This window comes from Carboxylicivirga sp. M1479 (assembly GCF_007097485.1).
GTDB lineage: Bacteria > Bacteroidota > Bacteroidia > Bacteroidales > Marinilabiliaceae > Carboxylicivirga.
Window position 1 is genome coordinate 35,458 of the sequence record NZ_VKDE01000031.1, and the last position, 14,905, is coordinate 50,362.

At 38.6% G+C, this 14,905-nt stretch carries 15 protein-coding genes, 3 tRNA genes and 2 pseudogenes; 8 read left to right on the forward strand and 12 right to left on the reverse strand.

Annotated features, from left to right (window positions below; translation table 11 throughout):
• Positions 1 to 125: 125 nt before the first annotated feature.
• A complete protein-coding gene (gene hisS / locus FNN09_RS16765) occupies positions 126 to 1,490 on the reverse strand; it encodes a histidine--tRNA ligase (RefSeq protein WP_143303636.1) in 1,365 nt (454 codons plus the stop codon).
• Positions 1,491 to 1,665: 175 nt separating this feature from the next.
• On the opposite strand from hisS, the gene FNN09_RS16770 reads away from it, so the two are divergent.
• Both FNN09_RS16770 and FNN09_RS16775 read left to right on the forward strand, forming a co-directional pair.
• Complete coding sequence (locus FNN09_RS16770) at positions 1,666 to 2,340, forward strand: DNA-binding domain-containing protein (RefSeq protein WP_143303637.1); 675 nt, start codon at positions 1,666 to 1,668, stop codon at positions 2,338 to 2,340.
• Positions 2,341 to 2,607: 267 nt separating this feature from the next.
• Positions 2,608 to 2,787 carry a MarR family transcriptional regulator gene (locus FNN09_RS16775; RefSeq protein WP_143303638.1) on the forward strand — a complete coding sequence of 60 codons (180 nt, stop codon included), beginning with the start codon at positions 2,608 to 2,610 and terminating at the stop codon, positions 2,785 to 2,787.
• A gap of 127 nt (positions 2,788 to 2,914) precedes the next feature.
• Here FNN09_RS16775 and FNN09_RS16780 read toward each other — a convergent pair whose 3' ends face one another.
• Positions 2,915 to 3,586: a PAS domain S-box protein gene (locus FNN09_RS16780; protein WP_143303639.1), complete on the reverse strand. Its 672-nt coding sequence runs from the start codon at positions 3,584 to 3,586 to the stop codon at positions 2,915 to 2,917.
• 194 nt (positions 3,587 to 3,780) lie between these two features.
• Positions 3,781 to 4,251 (reverse strand): WbuC family cupin fold metalloprotein, encoded by a 471-nt coding sequence (locus FNN09_RS16785; RefSeq protein ID WP_143303640.1) that lies wholly within the window; start codon positions 4,249 to 4,251, stop codon positions 3,781 to 3,783.
• Positions 4,252 to 4,385: 134 nt separating this feature from the next.
• Here FNN09_RS16785 and FNN09_RS16790 point away from each other — a divergent pair, with 134 nt between their 5' ends.
• Entirely contained in the window at positions 4,386 to 5,489 is a 1,104-nt protein-coding gene (locus tag FNN09_RS16790; RefSeq protein ID WP_143303641.1) for an adenylate/guanylate cyclase domain-containing protein, read from the forward strand.
• 13 nt (positions 5,490 to 5,502) lie between these two features.
• Here the strand turns inward: FNN09_RS16790 and ettA are convergent, their stop codons facing one another.
• Positions 5,503 to 7,188, reverse strand: a complete 1,686-nt coding sequence (gene ettA, locus FNN09_RS16795; RefSeq protein WP_143303642.1) for an energy-dependent translational throttle protein EttA — start codon at positions 7,186 to 7,188, stop codon at positions 5,503 to 5,505.
• 348 nt (positions 7,189 to 7,536) lie between these two features.
• On the opposite strand from ettA, the gene FNN09_RS21190 reads away from it, so the two are divergent.
• A complete protein-coding gene (locus tag FNN09_RS21190; protein WP_185969045.1) occupies positions 7,537 to 7,713 on the forward strand; it encodes a hypothetical protein in 177 nt (58 codons plus the stop codon).
• Positions 7,714 to 7,918: 205 nt separating this feature from the next.
• Here the strand turns inward: FNN09_RS21190 and FNN09_RS16800 are convergent.
• The 8 genes and pseudogenes from FNN09_RS16800 to FNN09_RS16835 all read right to left on the reverse strand — a co-directional run bounded on the left by FNN09_RS16800 (position 7,919) and on the right by FNN09_RS16835 (position 10,347).
• Positions 7,919 to 7,995 (reverse strand): annotated as a pseudogene (locus FNN09_RS16800).
• Entirely contained in the window at positions 7,987 to 8,235 is a 249-nt protein-coding gene (locus FNN09_RS16805) for a GIY-YIG nuclease family protein (protein WP_143303643.1), read from the reverse strand. Before FNN09_RS16805 ends, FNN09_RS16800 begins: the two are co-directional and overlap by 9 nt.
• Positions 8,236 to 8,292: 57 nt before the next feature.
• Positions 8,293 to 8,369: pseudogene (locus tag FNN09_RS16810) on the reverse strand.
• The gene (locus tag FNN09_RS16815) at positions 8,361 to 8,609 is read right to left on the reverse strand and encodes a GIY-YIG nuclease family protein (protein ID WP_143303644.1); all 249 of its coding nucleotides are present in this window, start codon (positions 8,607 to 8,609) and stop codon (positions 8,361 to 8,363) included. The pseudogene FNN09_RS16810 and the gene FNN09_RS16815 overlap by 9 nt, the downstream one beginning before the upstream one ends.
• A 57-nt stretch (positions 8,610 to 8,666) precedes the next feature.
• Positions 8,667 to 8,741, reverse strand: a tRNA-Val gene (locus FNN09_RS16820).
• Between the two features lie 23 nt (positions 8,742 to 8,764).
• Positions 8,765 to 8,842, reverse strand: a tRNA-Val gene (locus FNN09_RS16825).
• A 62-nt stretch (positions 8,843 to 8,904) separates the two neighbouring features.
• A tRNA-Val gene (locus FNN09_RS16830) sits at positions 8,905 to 8,982 on the reverse strand.
• 63 nt (positions 8,983 to 9,045) lie between these two features.
• On the reverse strand, positions 9,046 to 10,347 hold the full coding sequence (locus tag FNN09_RS16835) for a folylpolyglutamate synthase/dihydrofolate synthase family protein (RefSeq protein ID WP_143303645.1): 1,302 nt from the start codon (positions 10,345 to 10,347) through the stop codon (positions 9,046 to 9,048).
• Positions 10,348 to 10,422: 75 nt separating this feature from the next.
• On the opposite strand from FNN09_RS16835, the gene FNN09_RS16840 reads away from it, so the two are divergent.
• The 4 genes from FNN09_RS16840 to FNN09_RS16855 all read left to right on the forward strand — a co-directional run bounded on the left by FNN09_RS16840 (position 10,423) and on the right by FNN09_RS16855 (position 14,904).
• Positions 10,423 to 11,742, forward strand: coding sequence for a PhoH family protein (locus FNN09_RS16840; RefSeq protein ID WP_143303646.1), 1,320 nt, complete (start codon positions 10,423 to 10,425; stop codon positions 11,740 to 11,742).
• Positions 11,743 to 11,880: 138 nt separating this feature from the next.
• Positions 11,881 to 13,197 (forward strand): tRNA (N(6)-L-threonylcarbamoyladenosine(37)-C(2))-methylthiotransferase MtaB, encoded by a 1,317-nt coding sequence (gene mtaB / locus FNN09_RS16845; RefSeq protein ID WP_143303647.1) that lies wholly within the window; start codon positions 11,881 to 11,883, stop codon positions 13,195 to 13,197.
• Between the two features lie 18 nt (positions 13,198 to 13,215).
• Positions 13,216 to 14,004, forward strand: coding sequence for an inositol monophosphatase family protein (locus FNN09_RS16850; protein ID WP_143303648.1), 789 nt, complete (start codon positions 13,216 to 13,218; stop codon positions 14,002 to 14,004).
• Positions 14,005 to 14,007: 3 nt separating this feature from the next.
• A complete protein-coding gene (locus tag FNN09_RS16855) occupies positions 14,008 to 14,904 on the forward strand; it encodes a lysophospholipid acyltransferase family protein (RefSeq protein ID WP_143303649.1) in 897 nt (298 codons plus the stop codon).
• Position 14,905 lies beyond the last annotated feature (1 nt).

Genomic DNA, 14,905 nt, shown 5'->3' on the forward strand with positions numbered 1-14,905 from the left:
TCAGGGGCAACGGATATCACCTCCAAAGGAGATGAAAACCTGATCTCTATTTTTTAGTATTCGACCCATAAAAAAGCGGGGTAAGCAATTTGATGCCTACCCCGCAAACTTAGATAATTTATATCTTACAAGTTGATGACTTTAATCAATTCATCAATGCTTAATTTACTTTGCTCGCCACTTTCCATGTTTTTGACTGTTACAACTTGGTTATTGCGCTCATCTTCACCCGCCAATAATACAAATGGGATTTCTTTTTTATTGGCATAATTCATTTGCTTTTTCATCTTAACAGCATCGGGAAAAAGTTCGGCATTAATTCCGGCTTTTCTTACTTGTGTGAGTATGTTTAAAGCATATAATTCGTCTTCACCACCAAAATTAACAAACATAGCGCGCGTTTTTGCGCCATCGGCTTTGGGGAATAGCTCCAGTTGGTTCATGACATCGTAAATGCGATCGGCACCAAATGAAATGCCTACACCCGAAACGTCCTTAAGACCAAAAATACCTGTTAGGTCATCGTATCGGCCACCACCGGTAATACTTCCTATTGCTACATCTTTGGCTTTAACTTCAAAGATAGCGCCAGTGTAGTAGTTGAGGCCACGTGCTAAGGTCAGGTCTAGTTCAACCTCTAAATCCAGGTTTAGAGTATCCAGATAGTTGAGTACTACTTCTAACTCATCAACTCCCTTTAAGCCAACTTCTGACGATGCCAATACCTCGCGTAGTTTGGCAACCTTGTCGCGGTTAGAGCCACTCAACATGATGATAGGCTGGATGGTGTCGATAGCTTCTTGTGATAAACCTTTTGAAACCAACTCTTCATTCACCTTATCCAGGCCAATTTTATCTAGTTTATCGATGGCTACGGTAATGTCCACTATTTTATCGGAGGCATTAATAATTTCAGCAATACCCGAAAGTACTTTGCGGTTGTTGAGTAGCAATGCCACGTTGATGTTCAATAAGCGATACACTTCATCCACAATCTGAATCAGTTCCACTTCGTTTAATAAGGAATTACTCCCCACTACATCCACATCGCACTGAAAAAACTCGCGGTAACGACCCTTTTGTGGACGATCGGCACGCCATACTGGCTGAATCTGGTAGCGCTTAAACGGAAAGCTGATTTCATTTTGGTGTTGCACCACAAAGCGAGCGAATGGTACCGTTAAATCGTAACGTAATCCTTTTTCGCTTATTTGAGACATCACTTTGTTGGATGCTTTTTCGCTTAACAAGGCTGAATCAGCTTTTTTAAGGTAATCGCCCGAATTCAAAATCTTAAACAATAGTTTATCACCTTCTTCGCCATACTTGCCAAGCAGCGTGCTCAGGTTCTCCATTGCTGGTGTTTCAATGGGTAAATAACCGTACTTCTGAAATACGCTTCTAACCGTGTCGAATATGTAATTACGTTTCACCATTTCGGCTGGCGAAAAGTCTCTGGTTCCCTTTGGAATGCTAGGTTTTTGAGCCATATCTATTGTCTGTTTTGCTATTCTTATTTTAAAACGTGCCAAAGATACTAAAAAAGAGCGGAGAGGAGGAAATGAAAGGCGGGAAGAAGAATTTTAAAACAGCGCAAGAATATTCAGGATATGTAAAATTCCCCTTATACTATTATCTTTAATCCATTAACCAAACACAACAAACATGAAATTTGCCTTATACCCTAACACCTTAAAAACAGCCAAGAAAGGAAGCTGCATTGGGAAAATCCAATTGGACGAGATTGTTGATACCAGGAAGTTGATTCAGCAAATGAGCGAACGAGGAAGTGGTATCAGAGAATCCGAGGCTTTAGCCTGTATAACTGAGTTTTTTGCCGTTATTGAAGACAACTTAAAAAATGGATGCGGTGTAAATACGCCCTTGTTTAAAATTAAACCAAGCCTAAGAGGTACATTCGATGGGTTTGATGATAAATATAATGCATCCAAACACCAAGTGGTTTTCAATATATCGAGGGGTAAGCTATTGAAAGATTTGTCGGGTAAGGTAAAACCCGACCGTTCAATTCCTAGGTCAAAATCTCCTGAGATTAAGGCTATTATTGATGTGAAAAGTCAAATGCCTGTTACGCAACTTAGCCCATATGGTGTGCTACGAGTTCGAGGGAATAATTTTTTGTTTCCAATGAATGATGACAAGGCAGGGGTATATTTAAATAATACTTCTACTTCGGTACGTCTCACAATTCTTTCTGCGCAAAGGAATGAATTAATCGTTGTTCTGCCAGCCATCGTTACTGATTTCAACCATATTGAGATTCTTACTAGACCTCAGCATCACAGTGATTATATGAGATGTACATATAAGGTAGGTTAATCTTGATTTATAAGTCAATGTGCCATATATCAGTAGATATATGAGTAAAATATCAATTGGTATGTAATATGAATATCAGCCGATATTTATAGGAAATGTCAGTTGATATTTTGTAGATGATTAGTGAGTTATGTGCCACTGCTACTTATAATGTTGAGATGTTAGTATGCCGGTACTTTAATATCGGCTGTTGTATTCTTAAACATTTTCGCTTCACTATTTGTAGTTAAAAAAGACGAATTGATAAAAAATTTAAAACACAATGATATGTCAAACGCAACAACAGTATTAGACGCCATGAGACAAGCAGGTAAGCCGGTTCGTACTGGTGATATAGTTGATTTAAGCGGCTTGGAACGGAAAGAAGTGGAAAAAGCAATGAAACAACTTAAGGTTGAAGCAAAAATTGTTTCACCCAAGCGCTGTTTTTGGGAGCCTGCTAAGTAATGCCTAATGAATAACAAAATGATTGATAAAGCATTTTGCTTATATCATGGGTTTATGCCGGAACAGAATCACAGCTTGATTTTTTATCAATCTGTGATTCGTAATCGGTATAAGCATTTTTGAGATGTTAGTTTTTTCTACAACAATTGCTCAATGTTGTTTCTAAATTTTCATTGGCATTAAGTTGTAATTTTTTTCTAATACGCTTGCGTGCAGCATAAACGCCATCGGTAGTAATATTGAGCTCTTGCGATATTTGTTTGCTATTGAAATGTTGAGCTATTAAACTGCATATTTTTAAATCGTTATTACTTAATATAGGAAAGCATTTGCCAATTTGTTGGCTGGTATGCTGGAATGTATTGTTTTTATTTTTGCTACGTTCAGCAGTGAGTTCCCGCTGTAATACAATAATGTTTTGTTTTAGGCATAACTTCTCAATGTCAACACTATCATCATGTATTTCTTTTACATGGCCAATTAAGTATTTTTTATTGTTAATATTCTGATAATGTGTGTGTAGTTTGCATGCGAATAATTCTCCATCCTTTCTTTTGCATACATGTGTGTGGTAACCATCGAAATTAATGTGTTCGATGGTCATTTCATCTGGGTAGAAAGGAGCAAAGTCATCAGGCATTAAGTCTTTTAAATCGTGCTTTTTAAAGTCTGACATGGAATGGTAGTGGTATAAATCCAATGCTTTCTGGTTGCCTGATACAATTTGACCATTCAGTTGGGCAATAACAATTGCTTCATTAGGTAAAACATTTAGTATGGGTGTATTCAGGTATTCCATGTGGTTAATTATCAAGTTTTACAAAGCTAAATTAAAAAACACATATGTACCATAAATGTACCAATGGATTTTTATACTGTATCGTTAAATCCTGATAGTTTTGTATGTAAGAATATCAATTAATTTATTATTTCCCGATTCATACATTTACAGTTGCCTTCTCAAATTCCCCTGAGAAGGCAATTTCCTTTTTATTAGAAGGAACATTGTTTTATTAATTTCTTCATGTATGTCAGTGCAGTGCAGTGCTCATCTTCAGACGGCGCCCATGGGGCAAAGTGTTTGTCGTTGTGTGGGTTGTAAGGTCCATCTTTAACTTCATAAACACAGGTGTTGGGCTCGAGAGCGATTATTGTGTGATAACGGCCGGGAGGTATTTCAATTCCGAAGATGCCTTTCTCCCTGTTAAGTATGCTTGATTGTTTAATAGAGCCATCATCATTAAAAAGAATAACTAATAATTGTCCTTTTAAAATGATGAATGCTTCACGTTTGTCGGGGTTCTCATGTTTGTGTGGCTGCACGTAACTATTGGGTTCTATTCCATTTAACATGCGCTGTAGTAAATCGTCATCATTTTTATGAAAGTTGTAATTAGTCCGTTTGCGTACTGATTTTACTGCTTTATCGGATAGTTGTTTCAAAAGGCTATTATCAATAATCATGGCATGTAAAATTGAATGAATTTTATCTATAAAAATACAACAGTTGGTCAAGTAAACCCTTCCGTTTGTCACTAGTCTATTAACTTTTTAAAGTTTGTTCGTACAAAAATGTACATACCGTTAGTTGAAAAGAAATGGGTAATACAATTTTATTGGTTGATGATTCTCGGTTAGAGTTAGAAATTCTTACTGGTATCATTACAAAAGATGAACCGTTCCGGAACATTGTTACTGCGAACAATGGAGAGGAAGCTTGCCGAATGGCTGTTCGGCATCAACCTGATTTGATTATTATCGATTGGGAGATGCCTGGTATGAATGGTATTGATACTTTAAAAGTTTTAAAGAAAAATGACCTGACAAAGAATTTACCCGTTATTCTTATTTCAGGTGTTGAGTTTACCGATAAAATTAAAGAAGCATTTAGTGAGGGAGCTGCCGATTTTATTCAAAAGCCGGTTAATCCTGAGGAGTTGCACGCACGCGTGAATTCAGTTTTACGCAATTATGCTCATTTCAAATCACTAAAGGATCAATCCAATAAGCTCACATTAGCCAATCATAAAAATGAACGGATACTTCGCTCTATTTTGCCTCTACCCATATTAATGCAAATCAAAGAGTACGGATCAATTCCGCCAAAGCGTTATAAAGATTGCGTGGCTATTTTTGTTGACATGGTAGATTTTACTACTAAAACCGGCAAGATGTCGCCATCGGTATTGTTGCGCGAATTACACGAACTATTTAATGGTTTTGATGCTGTAATTGATGAGCACTTTTGTACTCGCATAAAAACAGTGGGGGATGCTTACATTGCCGTTTGTGGCATGTTTTATACGCCTGATAAAATTGAAATAGAAGCTGCCTCAGCCGCTGTGAAGATTCGTGAATACATTATTAAACGAAATACAGAGAGTCAGATTAAATGGGAAGTGAAAATAGGCCTATACAATGGTGATATTATCGGTAGTTCAGTAAGTCCGAGTAACCTTAGTTTTGATATATTCGGAGAAACGGTTAACATGGCTTCGCGCTTTCAAACCATGTGTGAACCCATGCAAATTAATGTGTCGGAGAGTTTGAGTAAACCCCTGTCTGAAGCCTACAAGTTAATTACTCGTGTTCCTCGTAAAGTAAAAGGCAAAGGTGTGATGCCAATGTACTACATCCATCATCCTATAAAAACAATAGAAAAAGAGGAGGTAGTACTAATGCCTGCCCCCTCTATGCAATAAGGTATATCTTTATCTACTTAATTAGCTTCTTATAACGTATGCGATGTGGTGTTGTGTCACCTAGTCTACGTTTTTTATTCTCTTCGTACTCGGTGTATGAGCCTTCGAAATAGTAAACTTTCGATTCTCCTTCGAATGCTAATATGTGAGTTGCCACACGATCAAGGAACCAGCGGTCGTGAGAGATCACCACGGCGCAGCCTGCAAAGTCTTCCAATCCTTCTTCAAGCGCACGTAAGGTATTAACATCAATGTCATTGGTTGGCTCATCCAGTAAAAGTACGTTGCCTTCTTCTTTAAGTGCCATGGCAAGGTGTAGTCGATTGCGTTCTCCACCCGATAAAATTTCACATTTCTTTTGCTGGTCGTTGCCTGCAAAATTAAAGCGTGATAAATAGGCGCGTGCATTAATTTCTTTGTTGCCCATTCGTATTAATTCATCGCCCTGCGAGATGACTTCATAAACCGTTTTTCCTGGTGTGATATCGTCGTGCGATTGATCAACATAGGATACCTTAACGGTTTCTCCAACCTCAAAAGTTCCTGCATTGGCCTCTTCTAATCCCATAATTAATCGGAAAAGGGTTGTTTTACCCGCGCCATTTGGGCCAATTACCCCAACAATACCATTTTTAGGAAGTGTAAATTCAAGGCCTTCAAAAAGTAGTTTGTCGTCAAAACCTTTAGCCACATCGTGTGCCTCAATAACCTTCTCGCCTAAACGGGGGCCGTTAGGAATAAAGATTTCAAGTTTTTCTTCTTTTTCTTTAACGCCTTCCTTCATCAGGTTGTCGTATGCATTCAAGCGAGCTTTGTTTTTAGCATGACGTGCCTTAGGAGCCATTCGTACCCACTCTAACTCACGTTCTAGTGTTTTACGTCGTTTTGAAGCTTGCTTTTCTTCATTGGCCATGCGCTTGGTTTTCTGGTCTAACCACGATGAGTAGTTGCCTTCCCAAGGAATACCTTCTCCACGATCCAGTTCAAGAATCCAACCAGCCACATTATCCAAGAAATAGCGGTCGTGAGTAATACCAATTACGGTTCCTTTGTATTGCTGCAGGTGTTGTTCTAACCACTGTACCGATTCCGCATCAAGGTGGTTGGTAGGTTCATCAAGCAATAGAATATCTGGCTCTTGTAGTAATAAACGGCACAAAGCAACACGTCTTCTCTCTCCACCCGACAGCACGCGAATTTCTTGATCTTCTGGAGGGCAACGCAGGGCGTCCATGGCGCGATTAAGCTTAGTGTCAAGGTTCCAGGCGTCGTGCTGATCAATTAATTCCTGCAGTCTCGCCTGTTCATCCATTACGGCCTGCATCTTATCAGGATCTTCCAATACTGCAGGGTCTGCAAATTTTTCGTTGCAGGCCTCGTACGCTTTTAAAGTGTCCACCACTTCTTGAACACCCTCTTCTACTACCTGGCGAACAGTTTTGTTTTCGTCAAGTTGTGGTTCTTGTTCTAAATAACCGACAGAATAACCCGGTGAAAAAACGACATCTCCCTGATAGTTTTTCTCAAGGCCGGCAATGATTTTTAACAGAGTAGATTTACCCGATCCGTTGAGTCCTATAATACCAATTTTGGCACCATAAAAAAATGAGAGGTAAATATTATTCAGTACTTTTTTTTGCGGTGGGAAAGTTTTACTTACCCCAACCATGCTAAAGATTATCTTCTTATCGTCAGACATATTGTAGTTGTTTTTTGCAAAAGTAATGAATAGATTATTAATACTATAGTTGTTGATTCATAGAATAGGGCAATCGTACCATAATTGAAGTAAATAAGCGATGAATTTTTACTTAATGATTCGCTTTCATGGATATCCATTTGATTTGTGATGATGAGCGAATTCACGAAAATGTGATATGCTGGAGAGAGAAATAGGGTGAGGTCTAATTGTCTAAAAAATTGACACTTCATCAGGCAGTTGTATAGTACTCAAGCGGTATTTTGGGTGTCTATTTAGAAAGTGAGTTAAGTCATTGATTACCTGTAGTGGTTTCTGTTTCTTTGTAGCACTCAAAGTAAGGGGAAGTTGGGGAAAAAGAAGTATTCACGGCCTGTTATCCAATCGTATGATCTGGATAGAGATATTTGTTTGGTATTGTCATCCGATGGGTTTGGCGAACTACCAACGCCTCCTGGTACGCAAAAAACTGATGCTGTAAATACATTTGATGAAAACCCATTTGACCAAACAGCATTTGAATAGTTAACTGTTGAAAGCGATTAGCTGTGGATTCATGAGCTGAGACGAAATGCGATAATTGCCTTACTTGTTAGCTATGTGTCACAATTTCTAAACTTCTAAATAGCAAATCTTCTGGAACAGGGGTTTGTTACTCCCCATAGGAATTCAATAATCGGATGGTATAAAACAAAAAAAAGGAGAAACAAATTAATGTCTCTCCTTTTAGTGGGCGATGAGGGAGTCGAACCCCCGACCCTTCCGTGCATTGCAACGGAATGTTCTAAACCAACTGAGCTAATCGCCATTGATAAGTTTGATAGTTCTTTGTTTACTCTTCCATTTTTTGACTTGTTTCTCTCTGTCAAAAGCTTCTTTTTTGGTTTTGTATATTTCGAAGTGTGCTACTTCCCAGTCACTAGCTTGTCCAGTGTAACCAATGTGCTTCATATTGTGCTTAGAAAGTCTTGATTCGAGCGTGTCGCAGGTCGCTCCGATGTAGTACTTATCTTTCGATGGCGAATGCAGGATGTAAAAGAAGTACATTGGATTAGAATTTAGTGTACAAAAAAAGGAGAAATAAATTAATGTCTCTCCTTTTAGTGGGCGATGAGGGAGTCGAGCCCCCGACCCTTCCGTGCATTGCAACGGAATGTTCTAAACCAACTGAGCTAATCGCCATTGATAAGTTTGATAGTTCTTTGTTTACTCTTCCATTTTTTGACTTGTTTCTCTCTGTCAAAAGCTTCTTTTTTGGTTTTGTATATTTCGAAGTGTGCTACTTCCCAGTCACTAGCTTGTCCAGTGTAACCAATGTGCTTCATATTGTGCTTAGAAAGTCTTGATTCGAGCGTGTCGCAGGTCGCTCCGATGTAGTACTTGTCTTTCGATGGCGAATGCAGGATGTAAAAGAAGCACATTGGATTAGAATTTAGTGTACAAAAAAAGGAGAAACAAATTAATGTCTCTCCTTTTAGTGGGCGATGAGGGAGTCGAACCCCCGACCCCTTGGGTGTAAACCAAGTGCTCTAAACCAACTGAGCTAATCGCCCTAAAAATATATGTCGTGTTAATATGGTGGGCGATGAGGGAGTCGAACCCCCGACCCCTTGGGTGTAAACCAAGTGCTCTAAACCAACTGAGCTAATCGCCCTGAATATTTTCAGGTAATTTCAATAATTACATTTGTAATGATTTCGTTTAATCATTAATAGTTGGTGGGCGATGAGGGAGTCGAACCCCCGACCCCTTGGGTGTAAACCAAGTGCTCTAAACCAACTGAGCTAATCGCCCCTTTGTGCTGATCTCCTTAGAAAAGCGATGCAAATGTATGTCTCTTTTTTCTCTCCTCCAAATTTAATTGATGTTTTCTAAAATATCCGCAACGATAAATGTGCTTCCTCCAATGAAAATCAGATCGTTGTCAGATGCATTTTTTTTAGCAGCCTCAAGTGCTTTGTCAACCGAATGGTATGTTTTGCCATTTAGTCCGTGCTTTTGGGCCATCTCTTGCAGTGTATTTTCGTTTAAACTACGTGGTATGGATGCCTTGGTAAAATAATAGCTAGCTTTTTTCGGAAGTATATCTAAAACAGCTTCATGGTCTTTGTCGTTAACCATGCCAAGTACAAAATGTAATTGATCGTGAGGCGTATTTTGTATTTGCTCCACAAGCATTATCATTCCATCAAGGTTGTGCCCCGTATCACAAACTATTCTTGGGTTATAGCCCAGGTGTTGCCATCTGCCTAACAATCCCGTGTTATTTACCACATTTTCTAAACCATCGTAAAGGTGCTTAGTAGTGATAGATACCCCTTGTTTTTGCAATTGTTCAACGCACGCTAAAACGGTAATGATGTTTTTTTGCTGATAGCTACCTAATAAATCCAGTTTTAAATCTTTATAAACTAATTGTTCATCTTTATATATCTGGAAAATCTGCTTCTCATCAATAGAAAATGTCGCAGTTGATATTTCGAAATTTTGATCGGCAAAAACAATGTTTGTTTCTTTCTCTTTTGCAACAGCTTTAAAGACTGGGGCTGTTTGTGTATGGCTTTGTCCAATAATTAAAGGGACGTCTTTTTTAATAATGCCCGCTTTTTCATAGGCAATTTTATCCAACGAATTACCTAGGAAAGCAGTATGGTCAAGACCAATGTTGGTAATGGCTGATATTAATGGTGAAATTATATTGGTAGAATCAAGACGACCTCCCATGCCTACTTCCATAATGGCGATGTCAATCTCTTCCTTTTTGAAATAGTCAAATGCCATGGCAACCGACATCTCAAAAAATGATGGTTGTAGGGATTGGATTATTTGTTGATGTTGCCCTACAAAATCCACCACTGCCTGCTCACTTATCATCTCGCCATTGATTCGAATTCGCTCGCGAAAATCTTTAAGGTGGGGCGAGGTATAGAGGCCTACTTTGTATCCAGCTTCTTGCAATATGGATGCAATGCAATGAGATACAGATCCTTTGCCGTTTGTTCCACCAATGTGAATTGTTTTATAAGCTTTATGCGGATGCTGAAAATATTTATCGAGAGCGAGCGTTGTTTCAAGATCTGCCTTATAGGCTGCTTTACCCACCCTTTGATACATGGGGAGTTGAGCGAATAAAAAGTCGAGCGTTTCTTTGTAATTCATATCGCAAAAATATTGCTTATTGTCATTCTGTAGGTGTTTTTTTCTATATCTTTAAGAGAAACAAAACCGTACCTTATGGCTAAAAAGATTTTTATTCTAGACACAAATGTTCTTCTACATGACCACAAATGTATATACAACTTTGAGGAAAACGATGTAATTATTCCGATAGTTGTACTTGAAGAACTCGATCGATTTAAAAAGGGAAATGATCTTATTAATTTTCAAGCTCGTGAGTTTGCCCGTGAAATGGATAAGATGGCGGGAGAAAAAGCCTTTAAAGAGGGTATTCCTTTGGGTGTAAAAAAAGGGAAATTATTTGTTGCTACAGGTAAGCCAACGCCCGAGGTAATGAAAGAGTCATTTAATGAAAATACCTCCGATCATCGTATTTTAGCAGTTGCCTTACATGTTAAATCACAGTTTCCGCGTCGTCAAACAGTTTTAATCACTAAGGATATTAATCTTCGACTGAAGGCGAAGTCACTTGGTTTAGCATCTGAAGATTACGAAAACGACAAAGTGAAAGACATTGATGTGCTTCATAAAGGTGTTGAAATTCATGAAGGATTTGATCGGGAATTGATTGAAGCGCTCTATCAGCACCAAGGGGTTCCAATAGGCGAGTTTCCGATGAAAGAAGATTTGCCAGCCAACCAGTATTTTGTTCTTCGAAATGGAAATCAATCAGTCTTAGCGCACAATGATTCTTTTTCTGGATTAATTAAGCGTGTAGAAAAGCATGGTGCGTATGGAATTGAGCCGCGTAATGCCGAGCAAACTTTTTCATTAAATGCCTTGTTGAATCCCGATATTAAATTGGTGTCGCTAACTGGTAAGGCGGGTACAGGTAAAACCCTTTTGGCCTTGGCAGCAGCCTTACAGCAGCATAAACTGTATAATCAAATATTGCTAGCTCGGCCAATTGTACCGCTTGCAAATCGCGACTTAGGCTTTCTGCCAGGTGATGTTAACGAAAAGATTGGACCATACATGCAGCCATTATTTGATAACCTTGGCGTAATCAAAAGCCGTTTTAAGGCCACTAGCCGTGAGGTCAATAATTTGGATGAGATGTTGAAGAACGAACAACTCATTATTACACCACTTGCATACATAAGAGGACGTAGTTTATCCGATGCTTTTTTTATTGTTGATGAGGCACAGAACTTAACACCTCATGAAGTAAAAACGATTATTACCCGTGCAGGTGAGGGAACAAAAATGATATTTACTGGCGATGTGCAGCAGATTGATTCTCCTTACCTCGATTTACAATCCAATGGATTGGCATATTTGACCGATAAGATGAAAGGGCAAGATATATTTGCACACGTTAACTTGGTTAAAGGCGAACGAAGTGATTTGGCAGAGCTCGCTTCTGATCTGCTTTAAAATACTCTAAAGGCTCCAGTTTATCGGAGCCTTTTTATTTTTCTGCTGAGGCAGTCATGGCCTCAATATTCGTTTACATGCAAGTCACATCAGCTATAAGCTTTTTTCCTACCTTTGCATTTTCCATATTTTAAGAAGATGATTGATACTTCGGTTTTTGAAAATAAAAAAGTAGCGTTCCATACTTTTGGGTGTAAGCTAAATTTTAGTGAAACATCAACAGTGGCTCGTACGATGATTGAGGCGGGGTTTGCAAAAGTAGATATCTCTGAGTCTGCCGATGTGTATTTGTTTAATACGTGTTCAGTAACCGAGCTGGCCGATAAAAAGTGTAAGCAGGTTATACGTAAGGCGATAAAGCAAAATCCGAATGCATTTATTGTTGTAACAGGTTGTTTTGCTCAGTTAAAGCCCGATGCTGTTTCGCAAATAGAAGGCGTGGATTTGGTTCTGGGCTCCAATGAAAAATTTGATATTCTTCAGTATATAGAGGATTTTAAAAAAGGTGATAAAACCGAAATACATGCTGGTAAAATAGGTTCAAATAAAGAGTTTAAGCCATCTTATTCATTTGGCGATCGTACGCGTTGCTTTTTAAAGGTGCAAGACGGATGTGATTACTTTTGCAGCTATTGTACCATTCCTTTTGCTCGCGGGCGAAGTCGTAGCGATACCGTGGCTAATACCGTGGCACAAGCAAAAGAGGCTGCTGTTGGAGGTGCCAAAGAAATAATTCTAACAGGTGTTAATATTGGCGAATTTGGAAATGCTAACGGAGAGACATTTTTTGAGCTGATACAAGCCTTGGAAAAAGTATCCGAGATTGAACGTTTTCGAATTTCATCCATCGAGCCTAATCTACTAACCGATGAAATAATTCAATTTGTAGCTGCTTCTAAAAAGTTTATGCCTCATTTTCATATTCCCTTGCAGTCTGGTTCTGATAAAGTTCTTGGTTTAATGAAAAGGAAATACGACACGGCCCTATTTCGATCAAAAATTGAACGTGTCAAAAATCTAATTCCGCATGCATTTATTGGTGTTGATGTGATTGTGGGCGTGCGAGGAGAGAGTCAAGCTGATTTTGAAACCACTCTTCATTTTTTAGAGAGTCTCGATATATCACAGTTGCATGTGTTTACTTATTCTGAGCGACCTAATACGCAGGCTTTAAAAATAGATGAGGTAGTGCCAATTCCGCAGCGTAAAGAGCGAAGCAAGGTGCTACATCAGCTCTCTGAAAAGAAAACAAGGCATTTTTATAAGCAATATATTGGAGAAGAGATGCCAGTGTTGTTTGAAGGAGCTGAACACAATGGTTTGATTCATGGGTTTACTTCTAACTACATTAAGGTTGAAGTGCCATTTAACTCATCACTTAGCAATACGATTTTGCCAGTTCGGCTGAAACATTTGTCGTTTGATACCTTAAATATGGTTGGCGAATTAATATAAACAGGTAATTTTAGAGAGATGAATTACGAAGCGATCTGTAGACAAGTGTGTGAAGTGGCTATCCAAACAGGGCAGTTTATTAGTGAAGAACGTGCTAATAATCGGGTTGATGTAGAAGTGAAAGGAAGCAACGATTTTGTAACTCAGGTTGATAAAGGTGCTGAAAAAAGGATAGTTGATGCATTGAGTGAGCTGTTGCCTGAAAGTGGTTTTATAGCTGAAGAAGGCACTTCAAATAAGAAAGGAAAGGTTTATAACTGGATTATTGACCCGATTGATGGAACAACCAATTTTATTCACGGACTTGCACCATACGCCATCAGTATTGCCTTGCAGGAAAATGATGATTTGGTACTTGGGGTTATCTACGAAGTTGGACTTAAAGAGTGTTTTTCAGCATTCAAGGGTTCACCTGTTTTTTTAAACGGCAAAAAAGTGAATGTATCTAATACGGATACCGTTAAGGATAGTCTGATTGCAACGGGATTCCCGTATTCCAATTATAAACGGTTGGATGGATTTATGAATTCAGTCCGTTACTTTATGGAACACTCCAGGGGATTACGACGATTGGGTTCAGCAGCTACAGATTTGGCCTATGTGGCTTGCGGTCGTTTTGATTCGTTTTACGAATATAATTTAAAGCCTTGGGATGTGGCTGCAGGCGCTTTTTTAGTGCAGCAGGCTGGTGGTTGTGTATGTGATTTCGATGGCGGTAATAACTATCTGTTTGGCCAGGAGATTATCGCGACGAACAAGGCAAGTTTTGAAGAATTTACGAATGTTATCAAAAAAATAATGGATTAAATCATGCAGAAAATTGGTAATTATATTGCGCTTGGGTTCTTATGGTTGTTTAGTCTACAGCCGTTTTTTATGCTCTATATCTTTTCCGATATACTCTATCATGTAATTCGTTTGATCGGTTATAGAAGAGCTGTGATCAATGAAAATCTACGCTATGCTTTCCCTGATAAATCGAAGGATGAGATTAGAAATATTAGACTGAAATTCTATAAAGGATTTTGTGATAGTATGATTGAAACTATAAAGCTACAGACCATTAGTGAGAAGCAGATGCGCAAGCATGTGAGGGTGAAAAATGTGGAGTATCTGAATAAATTGGCTGATGAGGGGAAAGATGCGATTGGTGTTATGGGGCATTATTCCTGTTGGGAGTGGGTACCATCTTTAAACTTACATACCAAACATTTGGCGTGTGCTACTTATCGTCCCTTGGTTAATGTTGAGTTTGATAAGTACATGTTAAAGCTTCGTGAGAAATGGGGTAACCTTAATTTTACCATGCGCGATACCATGCGTGAGATTGTAAAGCTAAAACGAAAAGATCAACGTTTTTTAATTGGATTAATTGCTGATCAATCGCCCGATAAAAATAAAATCCAATATTGGACCGAATTTTTAAATCAGAACACGGCCGTTTTGTTAGGGCCAGAAAAAATGGCTAAAGCATTAAAGTCGCCAGTTGTATTTTTAAAAATGACGCGTTTAAAGCGCAGTTACTACGAAATTGAAGTTATTCCTTTAGTCGAAAAGCCTGAGTTAACAGAAGATTATGAAGTGACTGAAATTCACTTGAAATGCTTAGAAGGTATTATTAAGGAGCGACCAGAAGATTGGTTATGGTCACATAAACGATGGAAATACTCTGAAGTGAGAGAATTAAATACTAAACCCAACGCATAAG